The sequence below is a fragment of the Bacillus altitudinis genome, from assembly GCF_001191605.1.
GTDB classification, from domain to species: Bacteria; Bacillota; Bacilli; order Bacillales; family Bacillaceae; genus Bacillus; species Bacillus altitudinis.
Window position 1 is genome coordinate 442,409 of sequence record NZ_CP009108.1, and the last position, 17,148, is coordinate 459,556.

Annotated in this window: 15 protein-coding genes; 2 read left to right on the top strand and 13 right to left on the bottom strand. The window is 42.4% G+C overall.

From position 1 onward, the window contains the following. The first annotated feature begins 206 nt into the window (after positions 1–206). Positions 207–875 (top strand): YigZ family protein, encoded by a 669-nt coding sequence (locus tag ID12_RS02250; RefSeq protein ID WP_050826655.1) that lies wholly within the window; start codon positions 207–209, stop codon positions 873–875. After that, complete coding sequence (locus ID12_RS02255; protein ID WP_007499958.1) at positions 860–1,957, top strand: LCP family protein; 1,098 nt, start codon at positions 860–862, stop codon at positions 1,955–1,957. Before ID12_RS02250 ends, ID12_RS02255 begins: the two co-directional genes overlap by 16 nt. Positions 1,958–1,994: 37 nt before the next feature. On the opposite strand, the gene ID12_RS02260 is transcribed toward ID12_RS02255, so the two are convergent. From ID12_RS02260 to ID12_RS02320, 13 genes are all read right to left on the bottom strand, one after another. After that, entirely contained in the window at positions 1,995–3,062 is a 1,068-nt protein-coding gene (locus tag ID12_RS02260; protein ID WP_007499956.1) for a glycosyltransferase family 4 protein, read from the bottom strand. A 134-nt stretch (positions 3,063–3,196) separates the two neighbouring features. Further along, a complete protein-coding gene (gene tuaH, locus ID12_RS02265) occupies positions 3,197–4,444 on the bottom strand; it encodes a teichuronic acid biosynthesis protein TuaH (protein WP_050826656.1) in 1,248 nt (415 codons plus the stop codon). Further along, positions 4,413–5,168: a teichuronic acid biosynthesis protein TuaG gene (gene tuaG, locus ID12_RS02270; protein WP_008348281.1), complete on the bottom strand. Its 756-nt coding sequence runs from the start codon at positions 5,166–5,168 to the stop codon at positions 4,413–4,415. The genes tuaH and tuaG overlap by 32 nt, the downstream gene beginning before the upstream one ends. A gap of 24 nt (positions 5,169–5,192) precedes the next feature. Next, positions 5,193–5,870, bottom strand: coding sequence for a teichuronic acid biosynthesis protein TuaF (tuaF, locus tag ID12_RS02275; protein ID WP_017357858.1), 678 nt, complete (start codon positions 5,868–5,870; stop codon positions 5,193–5,195). Between the two features lie 61 nt (positions 5,871–5,931). Beyond that, positions 5,932–7,398: a teichuronic acid biosynthesis protein TuaE gene (tuaE, locus tag ID12_RS02280; protein WP_050826657.1), complete on the bottom strand. Its 1,467-nt coding sequence runs from the start codon at positions 7,396–7,398 to the stop codon at positions 5,932–5,934. 39 nt (positions 7,399–7,437) lie between these two features. Next, positions 7,438–8,367: an NAD-dependent epimerase/dehydratase family protein gene (locus ID12_RS02285; RefSeq protein WP_035389680.1), complete on the bottom strand. Its 930-nt coding sequence runs from the start codon at positions 8,365–8,367 to the stop codon at positions 7,438–7,440. A 14-nt stretch (positions 8,368–8,381) separates the two neighbouring features. Then, complete coding sequence (gene tuaD, locus ID12_RS02290) at positions 8,382–9,719, bottom strand: UDP-glucose 6-dehydrogenase TuaD (protein ID WP_017368147.1); 1,338 nt, start codon at positions 9,717–9,719, stop codon at positions 8,382–8,384. 75 nt (positions 9,720–9,794) lie between these two features. Continuing rightward, entirely contained in the window at positions 9,795–10,979 is a 1,185-nt protein-coding gene (gene tuaC, locus ID12_RS02295; RefSeq protein WP_050826658.1) for a teichuronic acid biosynthesis protein TuaC, read from the bottom strand. Next, positions 10,976–12,427, bottom strand: a complete 1,452-nt coding sequence (tuaB, locus tag ID12_RS02300; RefSeq protein ID WP_050826659.1) for a teichuronic acid biosynthesis protein TuaB — start codon at positions 12,425–12,427, stop codon at positions 10,976–10,978. Before tuaB ends, tuaC begins: the two co-directional genes overlap by 4 nt. Positions 12,428–12,445: 18 nt before the next feature. After that, positions 12,446–13,105, bottom strand: a complete 660-nt coding sequence (locus ID12_RS02305; RefSeq protein WP_008348294.1) for a sugar transferase — start codon at positions 13,103–13,105, stop codon at positions 12,446–12,448. A 198-nt stretch (positions 13,106–13,303) separates the two neighbouring features. Continuing rightward, positions 13,304–13,873, bottom strand: coding sequence for a hypothetical protein (locus ID12_RS02310; RefSeq protein ID WP_019743577.1), 570 nt, complete (start codon positions 13,871–13,873; stop codon positions 13,304–13,306). 144 nt (positions 13,874–14,017) lie between these two features. Further along, on the bottom strand, positions 14,018–15,508 hold the full coding sequence (locus tag ID12_RS02315) for an N-acetylmuramoyl-L-alanine amidase (RefSeq protein ID WP_008348296.1): 1,491 nt from the start codon (positions 15,506–15,508) through the stop codon (positions 14,018–14,020). Positions 15,509–15,640: 132 nt separating this feature from the next. Further along, positions 15,641–17,131, bottom strand: a complete 1,491-nt coding sequence (locus tag ID12_RS02320) for an N-acetylmuramoyl-L-alanine amidase (protein WP_008348299.1) — start codon at positions 17,129–17,131, stop codon at positions 15,641–15,643. Between the last annotated feature and the right edge of the window lie 17 nt (positions 17,132–17,148).

A 17,148-nucleotide genomic window follows, 5' to 3' on the forward strand; every position in this document is an offset into this window, starting at 1 on the left:
TAACAGTGATGTCATCTTTTTTTATTATAAATGTCATTGATCTGCATTTTATGTCGAATTATAATGAAAGAATGCGTATAAATCATGAAATTTTTATGACGACCCTTTTTCCGCTCCTATCATCATAACAAAATACGCTGTAAAATTCTAAAACCAATGCAAATTTTCTCTAGCCTTACAATTTGCTTGTCAGGAGGGTATGTCTTTTGCTGAACCGCTATCTCACAGTCAAAAGCCGTGGCGAGCATGAGATCGTCATTGAAAAATCACGTTTTATTTGTCATATACAACGTGCTGTCTCAGAAGAAGAAGCACAAGCCTTTATACAATCCATAAAAAAACAACATTGGAACGCCACTCATAATTGTTCCGCCTATTTGATCGGTGAACATGATCTGATTCAAAAAGCAAATGATGATGGTGAACCAAGCGGTACGGCAGGGGTACCCATGCTTGAAGTGCTTAAAAAACGCAAGCTGAAAGATACAGTTGTTGTCGTCACTCGTTATTTCGGCGGTATTAAGCTAGGTGCCGGTGGATTAATTCGCGCGTACGGAAAATCTGTGTCTGAAGCAATTAATCATGTTGGTATGGTAGAGCGCTGTTTAATGCGTACGATGCACACAACAATAGATTATACATTGCTTGGAAAGGTAGAGAATGAGCTTAGAGCCTCATCTTTTCAGCTAAAAGACATCCATTATGCAGAAGATGTGATTTTTGAAACGTATGTAGAAGAAACACAAACAGAGCAGTTCATTGAATGGATGACTGAGTTAACTAATGGAAAGAGTGTTACTAAAGAAGGCGAATTGATTTATTTAGAAAAGGACGTTGGTCCGATAAAGGAGACAGATGAATGGCACAACGAGTAAAAGTGCGTGTACGAAAGAAAAAGAGTAAGAAGAAAAAGATTTTCAAACGGATTCTGGTCTTATTTTTGCTTCTCTTCATCTGCATGGGCGGATTTGCAGTTTATAAGATTGTGAATACACTCCAGGCTGCTGACAAAACTTATGATGAATTAGAGCGTGGGGAGAAATCGAAACTCCGTGATGCTGTCATTGATATAAAGAAAAAACCTTTCTCTGTCCTATTTGTTGGTATAGAGGATTACGCCACAAATGGTGATCACGGCCGCTCAGATTCACTCATCGTCGCAACGATTAATCCTCAGGATAAAACGATGAAAATGGTCAGTATCCCCCGTGACACACGAGTACAGCTTGCTAGTGACACAACGGGAAATAAAGTAAAGATCAATGCGGCATTTGCTAAAGGCGGTAAAGACGAAACGATTGAAACTGTCGAACAATTCTTGCATATCCCAATTGACAAATATGCAACAGTAGACTTTGACGGTTTTAAGGATGTCATTGATGAAGTTGGGGGAATCGATATAGACGTTCCATTTGACTTCAATGAAAAAAGTGACGTCAAAAAATCGAAAAAGATTTACTTTAAAAAAGGGAATATGCATTTAAACGGGGAAGAGGCACTTGCTTATGCGCGAATGAGAAAACAAGATCCACGTGGTGATTTCGGGCGTAACGATCGTCAGAAACAAATCTTACGTGCCATGATTGATCAAATGGCGAAACCTCATAACATTGCAAACGTGGATAATATCGCAAAAGAAGTAAGTGATCATATAACAACCAACTTCCGCATCACAGAAGGACTTGCTCTACAGCAAATTTACAGTGGTTTTAAAGGAGACGATACTGAAACACTATCTATTAAAGGATCAGACCTTTATTTAGGACCAAATCGAACATACTTCTTTGAGCCAGATCAAACCAACTTGGCTGAGGTGCAAAATGAGTTAAGGACGCATTTAAAGCTTCCTGCTGAGTCATCGTCCTCAACTGAAACAAATACACAAACCGATTCATCTTCTGATGCAACAGGGTCAGCCGATACCCAGGCCCCTTCGACCAGCACATCAGGACAATAATAGGAAAACAGCCCGTTCCTTGGAAGCGGGCTGTTTTTTATTGTCTTTTGACCATACGTTTGTAGAATTTCGTAAATGGTTTAAACTCTTCGTTCACCAAACCAGTGACTTCAGCGATAACTTGCATAAACATGACCAGTAAAAAGATGATGATCAATGACAGCCAAATGGTGGCACTTGTCAGCAAAATCGCGCTTAAGCTGAAGACTAAACCAATCATGTAAATCACAATCACTGCCATTCGATGTGATAAGCCAAAGGCCATCAGTCGATGATGGATGTGTGATTTGTCAGGTGCTGAGATAGGCTGTTTATTCAATATTCGTCTGATGATCGCAAAGGTCGTATCAAAAATAGGCACACCTAAAATAATTACAGGGACAACAACACTAAACAAAGTAACACTTTTGTACAATCCTAAAAGTGACAGGACCGAGATCATATAGCCTAAAAATAACGACCCTGTATCACCCATAAATATTTTTGCTGGATGGAAGTTATAAAAAAGAAAACCGATGGTACTGCCAATGACGACAAGAGATAACGAAAGAATCAGGATCTTGTCCGCAGAAAATGCCATGACGGCAATCGTGGTTAAACCGATAACCGAAATTCCGGCAGCCAGTCCATCTAATCCGTCAATTAAATTGATCGCATTTGTAATCCCAACAATCCATAGTACAGTCAGGGGATATGCCATCCATCCTAACTCCAGTCGATCTGTTAAGAAAGGAACAGAGAAAAAGTCCATTTTTAAGCCCGTGCTCACGATTAAGCAAGCAACGAGGACTTGCACAAGAAATTTAAATTTTGCACTTAAATTATATTTATCATCAAATATACCTAAAATGACGATGAGTACAGCGCCAACTGATATAGCTGTAATTTTATTATGTAGAAACAGCCCGCCTGCTAGTGCTCCAGCCGCTACCCCAATAAAAATCGCCAAACCGCCCATTCGAGGCATTACTCTATCATGAACTTTTCGTTTATTCGGCTGGTCCACTGCACCAATCTTAATTGCAAACTTTTTGACGATTGGTGTCACAATTAAAACTGTAGCCAGAGAGACAAAAAACGCTAATAAGGCGCGTTCGTAATCCATAGGTCAGTCTCCTTCTAAATTGAAATCTGTATTTTGTATATTGGCCGCTCTTTCCATTATACAATTGAATATAGGATGATCACAAGCTCCCCCTAAGAAGAAGAAACAAATAAAAACGCACAATCCTGAATGAATTATGCGTTTTCTTTAATATTCGTTAATTCCACCATGTTTGTGAACAGTGCGTGCCAATCTTTTTTCATTGCCCGGCTTTGTCTTAGATGTCTGCATGTCATGTCATCTTTTTTACTGATCACTTTCTGGCAGGCTTCGACGAAGAGAGCTGGATCTTCGCCCTCTACATATTCATACACATCATTCTCTTTTAGCCTTTCCGTTGATGGAAGATTTAAACCAACAACAGGGATTCCGGCAGCTAAAAATTCATACAGCTTGAGCGGAAAAACCGCTTGATTGTAAGGAGACTGTTTGTATGGCATCATCCCTACATCAATTAATTTCATATAAGCAGGCACTTCTTCTGGTGCGACTGCTCCTGTCCATATGACATTGGGCAGTTTGAGTGCATGCTGAAAAGATGGATCTCCATTCGTTCCATCCGGACCGACAAATAAAAATGTCCAATCTGGCTGCATTCGAGCAGCTTGAGCGATCATGTCAAAATCGAGCTTCGGCTTGATCCCACCTATAAAGCCAAGAACCGTTCCCTCTCTTCCCTCTAGCACGTCTTCCCTGCTAGGGAGGTTGCTTTTTGCAAACACATCATACTCGACGCCATTTTCTACTGTAAAGACATCTTTCGGTTCACCCATGAGCCTTTTTTTGATTTGATCATGTAAGTATTGTGAAGAGCATGTAATGCTGTGTGCATATTTAATAATGCGGTTTTCAGCTTTTACAATGACTCGCTGTCTCATATAAGAGAGAATGTTGTTTTTTCCGCTGATGGGCTCTCCCCACAGGTCACTGCAATCATACACAATATGTTTCCATTCAAATAAAGAAGATAAGAGCGGAAATCCCGGAAACGTATACCATAAACAGACGGCTATGCCCTGCTTTTCTTCTTGACGCAAATGCTCAAGAAGAGGAGATAATTTATGAAAATAAAACATATCTTGATAACGGCCAAAGCGAAAAAACTTGCTCTTGAGCACATCAGGAATGGTCATTTGCTTCATTCGATCCGTTATAGGCTGAAAGGGAGTTGAATGACGAGTGGAAGATGGGCATACCCAGATGACCTCTTTCGTTTCTGGATCAGATGCAAGAAATTCCGCCAGTCGATGCCGTCTGTACCTTAAGCCATCGTGGCCCCATTCTCCCGTTGCGACAATCACATGTATGATCGAGTCTGCTTTCACCTTTATCACCTTTTTTCCCTTCTGTTTATAAACGCTTTTTGACAGCATTTGTGGCATAGTGCATAAAACACCAAGATGCTTTCACAAAATGAAGCTGCTCAATTTCTCTATAGACAAACCATGTTTTTTTCGCTGCTTTCCACTTGTTACTAGAAATCGAGTTTCCCACGATGCGATATTCACTGAGCGGCTCACTCATTCCATAGGCAGTAAATCCTTTTTTTAAAATAGAGAGCCATGTGGCTAAGTCCTGCCTTGTTCGAATGTTTGGCATTTCCACGTGTCCTACTTGTTGAAGATCGAGCATCACCGTCAAACAGCCGATAATCGTATTTTTTAAAGCTTCATTGTAGTTCAACTGAGCCGGCGCTGTGACGGTTTTTTGTAACGGCTCTCCATTTTCTGAAATGATGTCATATGCCGTGAAAGTAAAGGCATGATCATTTTCTAACATAAACTTGACCTGCTTTTCGAGCTTTGTCTGTTTCCACATATCATCGCTATCTAAAAAAGCGATAAAGCGGCCTTTCGCCTGTTTGATGGCGGTGTTTCTAGCAATAGCGGCTCCCCCGTTTTCCTCTAAATAAATGACGTTGATTCTGTCGTCCGTCTGACTTAATTCCCCTAACAACTTCCTTGTGCCATCTGTTGAGCAATCATCTGCAATGATCAGCTCCCAGTTGGAATAGGTTTGGGCAAGGACGGAATGAACTGTATCCGTTAAATAACGTTCCGCATTATACGCCGGTGTAATAATTGATACTAACGGTTGATTGTTCACCTAAGACTCATCTCCAGTTCATCATTAAGATTCTTTGAACACTTCAGGTAACACCACAAACATAAGCGAGATGCTAAGGCCAATGACAAGTCCAAGCAGTGCTCGTTTTTTCGCTGACATCCCTTTGTTCCCTTCATCAAGTACTTGGGCAGGATCGACAATCTTTGCCTGCTTCATCCCGAGCTTTGTCGATTCCAATTCATATAAAAATCGTTCTTTATCGACTTTGGAGTCATTGCTGACAGATTCATCTTCAAGAGCGGATAGTCTCCTTTCAATGACTTGCTGTCTTTTCGTAAATAAGGCTTTGTCCTGCTTTAAAAATGTATCTGACACTTGTTTCACTACCGCCAAAGCTCGAGCTTGATCAGCATCTGTAAACGACAACTGCAATTGTGTATCGGACTGGTTCGTGAGAATCAAACGATTTTTCACATCCTGCCTTTCTTCTTCCTTTACATCACGGAGTGCTTGATTCAGAAATGCATCGCTTTTTAATAGAGATGTCACTTCTGACAGATTGTTATACACACCGTCGTCATATTTCCCAAGCGTCAAGGTCACAGCAGCTGTGTAACTAGACTGGTCTACTGTCCCTTTGGCAAAAAAGAAACCAAAAGCAGCTAATGCGACAGGCAGCAGCACAAGCCAGACGATATATTTTTTCATTCGCTTCCCTATTCTTAACATAAAACCAGACATGCTCATTCTCCCAACATTGACGTATTTGCTTTTTCACTAGTGTAGCCATACAAAATCAGCATCACACGTTTGCCCACGGCTTGAAGCGCTGTTTATTTTTCATGATATTGACCGCTGCGATCACCAGCCCTAGAAACACCCAGTGGAAATATAAATTCGAGACGGAACTAGGACTGATACTTGAGACGAGAAAGCTCAGCATGGCAGCAAATAGACCTTCAATGATCATCTTGGCTGATCTCGTGTCAGCCAATTGGTATTGTTTGTACAGTGAGAACATGAGATAGGCATACACTGAGATATAACCTAGCATGACGGCAAACCCAAAATTCGTCATTACCTCTAGCAGCCAATTGTGAACTTCAACGACCTGATCTGTATCAAAGATAGAAAAGTGAGCTAAGTAATAAGACACATTGCCCGCTCCGACTCCGAAACCGTATGAATTCGTAAAGAAATGCCAGGCGTTTTTGATTAAATTCGCACGGGCAATGTTGGACGGAAGTGGTTCGCTAAAAGAATGAGCGACCTGAGAAGCGAGAAACAAGTCATCAAAGACAGAATAGATTTTGGCTGAAAAAATGGCGATACAGATGAATCCAAGCCCGCCTGCTGCCATGATAGACCACTTTTTTAAAAAGCGAGGCATCAGTAGCCATACATAGATTGCCGCTCCAGCTAATATGCCAAGCAAGCTGGCGCGCGATTCTGTTAACAAAATAAGATACAGCGCTAAGATGGCTCCTAGTAATCCGAACGCTTTGATATAACCATTTTTCATTTGGCGCATGCACGCCACATATAAGAAAAAGCTAATAGATAAAAACGTCGCAAAGTCATTTTGGTTAAAGAAGACAGCCGTAGGATAGTGCTGTTTGTACGCTGGTCCAAGATATAATGAGGTATTCGGTAAATGATTCAAGGTCAAGTGATTATAGAACCCGATTCCCATCACAAATACAGTCATGACTAGCCAAATACTATAAAAAGTCACGATCTGATCCATTCGCTGAATGTACATGACCACAAGAAAGACAAAACCCATTCCCATCGCAAGAAGAGACATATATTTCAGGCCGTCTGTGACCGAATGAGCCCAAAGCAGTGAGATGAGTCCGTAAAGAAACCATGCAGCGAAAAAACCAAGAATGCCTTTAACACGAATTTGCTGCCACTGGGATATGTACGTTCCTTTGTCTCTCATCCGCCATATGAATAAAGCAAAGACAGCCAAGAGCATGATGCGGTAGAGAAAGAGACTAAAGAACCCAACACTAATAGAGAAAAAAGCATTATTGAGAAATGTTAATGCAATTAAAAGGTAAATGGCTGACATGAATATGTGTTCACCATTCATGTAGAGCTTCATACATATAGCAGCCGCCATGAGCACCACAAGTAAAACCGGAATGACCACCATCTTCTTTAACCCGATAGGCTGTGCGGATGCCATTTGTACAAGCCCTATACCCGCTGCTAATAACATACATCCGATCATGATTTGCCATGCTGTTTGTTTCACACTCATACCTATTTTCCTCCTAAGCAACCCATCCGATTTGAGGGATTAAGCCTTTACTTCCTGTTCATAGTAGGAAATGGTACGAGCCAAACCTTCTTGTAAAGTCACAACAGGCTCCCATGCTAAGACTTGTTTCGTTTCCTCATTTGCCAATGTACTATGCACAATATCTCCTGCACGCTGCGGCTTATAAATCGGTTCAAGATCTGATCTCGTGACTCGCTTCATCGTTTGAAACAGCTCATTCACCGTGATGGAATGACCACATGAGATATTTAAACAAACGTTTGATTGAGCGGTTAAAGCTGCAACATTCGCTGCGGCTAGATCGCCTACATAGATGAAATCTCTTGTTTGTTCCCCGTTTCCGAAGATGAAAGGTGCCTCATGCTTTGCAAACTTATCAGAAAAAATTGAGACAACACCGCCTTCACCAAGTGCGTCTTGGCGCGGACCATATACATTGCTGTACCGCATAATACAATAGTCCACATCATAGAGTGATTTTGCCATGTGTAAGTATCGTTCAACTGTCAGTTTTGACAAGCCATAAGGTGAACCAGGCTGCAGTGGATGAGCTGTGTCGACCGGCAGATAGACTGGGTCTCCATAAACTGCTGCCGATGAGGCAAACACCACTTTCTCCACCCCGGCTTCAGCCGCTGCTTTGATCACATGCAGCGAACCTTTAATATTGACCTCTTCGTCGTAGACGAAATGTTGAACCGAAACGGCTACACTCACTTGGGCTGCAAGATGAATGATATAATCTGGTGCAATGTGTTTGATCAAATCGACCGTTTCTGATTTTGTGACATCTGCTTCAATGCATTGTACGGAAAGATGAGCGATATTTTCCTTCGATCCAGTTGAAAAGTTATCAAGAACGATGGGCTCATAACCTTTCTCTAATAAAGCCTCTACCGTATGAGATCCTATAAATCCACTTCCCCCAGTGACCAATACTTTCTTCATCCAAGTTCCCCCTATTATTGTGCCTTCGATACCAATTCTGTTTCCCATACGCCTGGGCGGCCGATGGACTGGTAAATAAATCCTCTCTCTTTCATTTCTGCTGGATCAAACAAATTCCTTCCATCAATTAAAATGGGAGAACGAAGTAGCTGCTTGATCTGATCCTTATCCATCTTCTGTACGTCATCCCATTCCGTTAAGATGAGACAAGCATCTGTATCTTTCACTGTTTCATAGAGATCATTGCTGAAGACCGCCTGCGGGCCAAGCTCTCTTTCTGCTTCTACATAAGCAATTGGATCATAGGCTTTGACAAAAGCTCCGAGCTCTCTCAGCATTGGGATAATATCTAGTGCTGGCGCTGAACGCATATCGTTTGTATTTGGTTTAAATGCGAGCCCTAAAACGGAAATCGTTTTTCCTTTAATATCACCGAACACACTCATCAGTTTGCTGACAAGATGGGCTCTTTGGTGGTTGTTTGTTTCAATGACAGATTCGATCAGCTTGAACCGGTAGCCGGCTGTTTCGGCAATTTTGAGAAGAGCCATCGTATCTTTTGGGAAACAAGAACCGCCAAATCCAATGCCTGCTTTTAAAAATTTATGCCCGATACGGCTATCTAACCCAACGCCTTCGCTGACTTTTTCCACATCAGCACCAACTCTCTCGCAAATGTTCGCAATATCATTGATGAATGAGATTTTTGTGGCGAGCATGGCATTTGCCGCATACTTAATCATTTCTGCACTTTCTAGATTGGTCTCAACCACTTCTGTTTGAAACGGATCATGCAATTTTTTAATGATCGTGGATGCATGTGCGCTTGTAGAGCCAATGACCGCTCTCTCCATATTCATCGTATCTTGAATAGCTGAACCTTCCCGCAGAAACTCTGGATTGGAGACGACGTCAAATGGATATTTACTGCGTGAAGCCTTTTGAACAATGGCTTGAACAAGACGTCCTGTTCCAACTGGCACTGTGCTCTTATTCACGATGATTTTGTAGCCATTCAGGTGTTCTCCAACCGTTTGAGCCACAGCTTTCACGAATGTTAAATCCGCTTCCCCCTGAGGTGTCATTGGTGTTCCTACCGCAATATAAATAATCTCTGATTCTCGAATTGCAGCGGGAATATTGGTTGTAAAACACAATCTTCCCTCTTCTGTATTCTTCTCAATCAATTCCTTTAAGCCCGGTTCATAAATTGGAACGAGACCGCTTTTTAAGCTGTTGATTTTTGATTCGTCGATGTCACAACAAATGACGCGATTTCCGATATCAGCAAAACAAGTACCCGATACTAACCCGACATATCCTGTTCCAATCACAGCAATTTTCTTCAACATGTTTCATCCTCTCAGTAAAAGCATATTGGTCGTTCCAAACTGTTTATCTATCAGTCTTTGCACATTTCATCCTGTTTAAACGGTGGATGTTGATTGATTCAGCACCTTTTCATATTGCTGAATCAGGAGCGTAGCATTATGTGATGATGAATAATCTGTATGGACGATGTGGTGAAGATCGTTCTTCACTTGCTCGTTCCATCTGTTTTCATAAAGATAAGCGTGAATCGCTTCTTTTAGCTGACTCGTTGAACGCGGTTCAATGAGCAGATGTTGATAGGTAGAAAATAGTGATGGGAGACCACCAACCCGTGTTGCGATGACAGGCAGTTTTAAAGCGAGCGCCTCAAGGACGACAGTCGGCATTCCTTCACTGTAGGATGGAAGGGCAAACAGGTCAGCTGCCATTAAATAATGTTTGACTTGTTCATTCGGCACCTGCCCCGGGAGTATAATGGATTCTCCCGCCCGTTCGGCCAGCTCCTTTGCGAGGGGGCCTTTTCCGACAAAGACGGCTTTTACACCCTCCATCCCGCTGACAGCTTCCGCTAATTCAAGCAAACCTTTCTCTTTGACTAAACGGCCGACAAAAACGACGAGCTTGTCGTGAAGCGGTAAACCAATCTGCTTTCTGATGGCTGTTTGATCCTCTGGTGTTCTAGAAAATGACTTGAGCGGAATTCCCAGCGGAAGACATTGTGCATCCACCTCTGTCATGTCATGTGTTTTCTTTGCCAGCTCTTCACTCACTGTGAGAACAGCAGACGCCTGTTTTACTGCTGCTTTAAAGGCTGCAAGCGCCCCTTTGCTATAGTTTGGATAGATGTTCACATCACTGCCGTGTAAGGTCAGAAGATAAGGGATGCTCGCTTCCTTTTGGATCACAGCTGCTGCGCCGCCAGACGGCATGGCAAAGTGCGCATGGATGAAATCCGGTGACAGTTCATAACGCTCCATTGCGCGCAGGACAGAAGCTGCGATTCGTTTACTCGGCTGAGCCCATTTTAGCTGTCCAGGCAGTGCTGTATAAGGCGGTCTGTAAACCGGTACTCCGCACCTCACTTCCTGCTGGGGAAGATCTTTTCTCTGACGATAGGAAGCTTTAAGCATCCGTAAGATGGGCGGATTGACAGGGGTAGGACAAATCACGCTCACTTCTACGCCTTGTTTGACCAGCTCCTGCACTTGCGTTTCATGGAAGACGCCTTCACTTGGATGTTTTTCACTAGGATATACACTTGTCAGCCATAGCACCTTCATGACGAACGACCTCTTCTCCATAATTTCCCTGTCACCTGCGGATACATTTTGACAAGCAGCAAGCTATATAAAGCCGCACTTAAACAAATCGTCAGTAGTAATTGAAGCAGTATATCCGCTGATGTCAGCTTCATCCCTTGATGAACAGCTACTGCGCAGCCGGCCATTAACAGCGTCATGACAGCAGGCTTTACGAGTGATTTTACATACACCTTCATATCTAGCTGAATGACATAAGCCATCAGCCACCTGCCGACAATGAAGTTCAGCAGGCTGACCCCTGAGTAGACCCAAGCTACAGTCAATAGACTGCCAGTATGGACTCCTGCATATAAGGCGCATCCATATACGATGAGCATGCCTGTATCCCAATAAAAAGCTAAGTCAGCTCTTCCTTTTGCAAGAAGGATGGAACCATTTGGATTCATCAGCACACGGAGTAGACCAACAATGCACAAAATATTCAAAACCGGGACCGCCACTAGCCATTTCTCTCCAAACACCACTTCTATAAAGCTATCTGATACGGCAGCAAGACCGATGAGGAGTGGAAAACTAATGAGTGCGAGCATATTCGTCATACTGAGGAAGCCCTCACGCAGCCTAGAATGATCACGCTGACTTTTTGCGAAAACTGGGAAAGCCACTCTCGTCACAATCGGGTTAATTTTCAGCACCGGGATTGTGACGATTTGATAAGCCAGGCTGTAAATCCCTAAAGCTTCTGCTCCAAGAAACCGTCCTATTAAAATCATGTCGATATTTGAGCCTGCCCGATTGACTAGTCTTGACGCAAGCTGGAAAGCCCCGAAGGAGAAAAACTCTTTCACTTCCCCTAATGCGAAAACGGGTGCTGGGCGCCACTTCTTCCAATAAGCCGCTGCATACATGAGTCCTTTTCCTGATTGAAGCAGTACTTGAGAGATCACATAGGCCACAATTGGATTAATAAAAAAGGCTAGAATCAGTAGAACAATCAGCGAAATGATCGTCGCTATCGTCTCAATCGTACTTAAGGTTTTAAAGGCTAAATCTTTCTGCATCATATATTGGTATTGCTGACCAATTGGTGCAATAAGAAACATGATCGATAATAACTTGAGCAAGCCTTCCAGCTCAGGTCTGGCATAAAAGGCGGCAATCAAGGGACTTGCGAGGATCAATACACAAAACAAGAGAATTCCCGTCAGCAAGTTGATCCAATATAATGTAGATAATTGACGTTCCGTCGTTTGTTCCTTTTGAATGATCGCAGCACCGATACCTAGATCAAGTAAAATCTGTGTAAATATTGTGACCGTTGTGATCATGCCAACGAGTCCAAATTCTTTCAGTGACATTACGTTTCCTAAAAAGGCGAACTGTGCAATTTGGATGATGGTAATGATCAATGCGGACAAGCTTGTCCATTTTGCTCCGCCCAGCAGGCGATTTTTCATACTTGCCATTTCTCTTCCCTACTTTACTTATCTGGCTCCGTCACCAGTCACGATGACTTTTAACGTTTTTACCATAATCTTCGTGTCGAGAGAAAATGTCAAGTTTTGAATATACTGTAAGTCGTGTGATAATTTCTCACTTGGACTCATTTCATATCCCCCATTTACTTGAGCAAGACCAGTCAGCCCCGGCTTCACTGTCAGTCTTTTTGTAAAGCCTGGAATCGTCCGATTAAATTCGGCAGTAAACATTGGTCTTTCAGGACGTGGACCTACAATACTCATTTCTCCTTTTAACACGTTGATAAATTGCGGCAGTTCATCAATTCTTGTTTTTCTGATGAATGCCCCCACTTTGGTGATACGAGGGTCATTTTTTTGCGCCCATTTCGCTCCTCCGCTTTCTGCGTTGGTTCTCATCGATCTGAGCTTCCATAATTTAAAGTAGACACCGTCTTTTCCGACCCTTTCCTGCATATAAAAGGCTGGCCCTGGTGTTTCTAGCTTAATTAAAAGGGCAAACAGTAAAATGATTGGCGTACTCAACATCAATCCGATGAACGAGAACACGACATCTATGAAACGTTTTGCAAATAAATATCGAACCATATGTTCTGTTAAAGCAAAAGAGTGGTTTCGTCTCACTTCATATTCTCTGTAAAGGTTCATCGCTTTCTCTGCGCTCACTGACCTGCACCTCACCATTCAAAGTAGTTGTTGTGTAAAGAGATGTTCTATGAAAGTCAGTTTAGCAGAGCAACATTAAGCAAATGTAAATGGACTGTTAAGTCTTGTAAAAGTGTGTTAAGAATGTGCCCTTATATCAAGTTATGCCCTTTTAAACGTAAAAAAGACCCGCATTTCTGCGGGTCTACGTGTCTTTTTTTATTTTGCCTTTACGGATTCGATCGTCTTCAGTCTAAGCGTTCCGTTTGCATCTTTTGTATAAGTTACTTTCACTTTTGATTCTTCTTTTAGGCTGTTCACTTGTTTAGAAAATGTATTTCCGAATTGAATGGCTACTTCTTTTCCATCAATGTTGACAGCAATTGTATGTCCATCAGCCAAACCGACATATGTGCCTTCTTTGGTGACTTCATTTTTCTTCGTTGTAGATTCTTTTTTTGTTTTAGATTCAGCTTTTGACTGATCATTTGTCGTTTCTTCTTTTGTGATTTCCTTACTTGAGCTTTCTTTTGCATCTTCATCAGATTGACCTGCTTGGTCTTCTGTTTGAGCAGCTGTTTCTTTGCTTTCATCATCTGCTTTTTCACTTGCAGACTTGTCTTCCGTCTTTTCATCTGTTGCATTTTCTTTCTTTTGATCTGCTGCTTCAGTTGTTTCTTTTTTGCTGTTATCCGTATTGTTATCGTTTGACTGATTTGATGTGCCGCATGCTGTGAGCATTACACCTAGAAGTAAGACTAAAAACGGCATTGTGATTAATTTTTTCAAGATCGTCACCTCTTCATGATTTGTCGATTTGCTGTCATTGGAAGGCAAATACGTGAAAAATCCACCCTCTATGTTTCGATTATAACAAAAATAACCTGAAATGAAATGTATTTTTAACTTGACATATCATTCATCCGATCTATTTTATTCAAAATATTGAGATACACCTGCTGCGATTCCTGAAGCCAGCCTCTCCTTGGCAGTCGTTGATTTTAATATACTGGCATCAATCGGGCTGGTTACGAACCCCGTTTCAAGCAAGATGCTGGGCATTTTTGAATACTTGATCACGTAGAACCCTGCTGTTTTCACACCACGATCCCTTGTGCCAAGGGCTTTCACCATCTGGGGCTGTACCTTTTGTGCCAGCTTTAAACTATTGGCCGAAGCATACGTCGCATCATAATACGTTTCTGTTCCATTTGCACCGCTATGATCATTTGCATTGGCATGGATGCTGATGAACACATCCGCACCAGCCTGTGATCCTTTGCTTACACGTGTTTGCAAGGAATCAAATGTATCAGATGTTCTAGACATGACCGTCAGCGCACCCGCTTGTTTGAGCCTTGCTTGCAGTTTTAACGCGACATCCAGATTAACATTTTTTTCAAACAGCCCATTTCCTACCGCTCCAGCATCCTGTGCACCATGACCTGGATCAATAAAGATGGTTTCACCTAACACATGATTTTTCAGCTGTGTGATCACACTGGTTCGTATGGTTGATGTTCCGCCTAACACTGTAAATGTTGAAATCTTTTTAGTCCCAATGACACGACGAATCGCGTCTGGCACTGATTGAGCGTCTGTAAGAAGAAGGGTTTGCCCTTGCTTGGCTGCCGTACTTGCCGCAGCTGCCGCATCGGCATATGCATAGCCGTTACTCATATACGTTTGGGTTGTCTTCATCGGGTATGTTTTCGCAATTCGGGCTGCCACTTCATACCGATTGGCTCCGCTGATTCTCACGGGTGATGGTAGCTTTTGATAGGCTGCTTGATTGACACTTGTTTCCCCGCCAATCACAATCGTCCGTTTCACCGCTTTGCTTTTTAATAGATTGGCTGTTTCCTGCCGCAGCCCTTTTGCATCGGTTAATAAAATAGGAAAGCCCTGTTTTGCAGCATACGGAGCAATCGCCACAGCGTCTGCATAAGCAGAACCATTCACAATCACAGCTGTATCAGCACTCTTCATTTGCTTAGCAACGTTTGCCGCCAATTCATATCGATTCTTTCCTTGTATTCGCGATACGGATAGATTCATTGCTTTTAGCTGCGCTACGACTTTTTGAGAAATGCTTGCGGTTCCGCCAAGAATGATGACACGCTTCGTTTTCAACTGCTGAAGACCTGACTTAGTTGCACCTGAAAGACTGCTAGTATTCGTTAACAGCACTGGGGCTCCTTGCTGAAAGGCATACGGCACAGCACTTAGCGCATCTGCATAAGCTTCACCGCCTACTAAAACAACTGTAGGTGCTGTCGACCAGCCTCGTTTTGCAGCGTTAACTGCCACCTCATATCGATTACTTCCCTCGATCTTCGATACATTGTGCTGCGCAAATGCAGATGGTACATACAAACATAGTGAAACCACAATCAAAACAAAACATTTGATATAAGAACGCATGAAGTCAACCTCCTTGGTTTTGAACCCTTCACCCCGGAAACACTTCATGTACTTTTGAAAAAAGGCTGCCGAGAGTCGTTTCTCGAGCAGCCTAAGAGGTGTATCTTAGGCACCCCTCATCTGTATGTTTTCTTATCTAAAATAGCCTGAAACACCGCTTGAAATACCTGACGCTAATCGATCTTTATAAGTAGCAGATTTCAAAATATTTGAATCAACTGGACTGGAAACAAAACCAGTTTCTAAGAGAACACTTGGCATCTTAGAATATTTAATCACATAGAAACCAGCTGTCTTCACGCCACGGTCTCTTGTGCCTAATGCACTGACCATTTTAGGCTGAATATTTTGCGCGAGCTTCAAGCTGTTTGTTGCCGCATATGTTTTGTCATAATACGTTTCAGTTCCATTTGCACTGCTGTTATCATTTGAGTTCGCATGGACACTGATGAAGATATCTGCATTTGCTGACGCACCTTTGCTCACCCGTGTTTGAAGACTGTCGAATGTGTCTGATGTTCTTGACATCGTCACAAGTGCACCTGCGTTGTTTAACTTTGTATTTAGACGTTTGGCTACATCTAAGTTTAAGTTCTTCTCATATAATCCGTAGCCTACCGCTCCTGAATCATGAGCGCCATGACCTGGGTCAATGAATACTTTTTTGCCAACGACAGGATTTTTCAATTGATTCACGACAGTTGGTGTCACTGTATTTGTACTGCCAACGACAGTAAATTTGGTGATTTTTTTGCTGCTAATCGTCGCTCTTGTTACCTTTGGCAGCGTCTTTTCATTCGTTAGGAGCAATGCTTTGTTTTGCTTTGCTGCAATTCCTGCCGCAGAAGATGAAGTGGCATAGCCAAACCCTCTTCCTACATAGGTATTATTTGTGCTCATATTGTATTTTTTCACAATATTCGCAGCCACGTCATAACGAGTAGAGCCTTTGATTCGCGTTGGAGATTTTAATTGATTATAAGCTGCTTTTGTGACGTAATTCTCTCCGCCTACGACAATGGTTTGTTTCACATTGCTTGCTTTTGCAACAGAAGCGATTTCAGAACGAAGGCCCTTTTTATCTGTATATAGAATTGGGAACCCTTTTTGTGCCGCTACAGGTGCAATGGCAATTCCATGTGCATAGAATGACCCTTCAACCACAACGACGCCAGCTGGCGTTTTCATTTTTTTCGCGATATTTGCCGATAGCTCATATCGGTTTTTTCCTGAAATACGTTGTGTAGAGATGCCCATTTTCTTTACTTGATTGACCACGTTGTTTGACACACTTGATGTGCTGCCTAAAACAATAACTGTCTTCGTTTTTAAAGCCGTTAAGGCTTTTTTTGTATCTCCAGAAAGGCTTGTACTATTTGTGTAAAGAACTGGTCCATTTTTTTGATGTGCCAGTGGAATTCCTGCTGTTGCATCTGCATATGCAGTTTTCCCCACTAAAACAACTGTACTTGCTGTTCCCCATCCTTTTTTCGCTACGTTTGCTGCTACAGCATACCGGCTCCCACCATCAATTCGGGAGACCGAGTTATCTGCTGAAGCTGTTGGAACAATAACGAAAATGGCGATGAGGCTGAGGATGGCTGTTTTGATCATTGAGCGCATCTTCTAAGTCCTCCTTT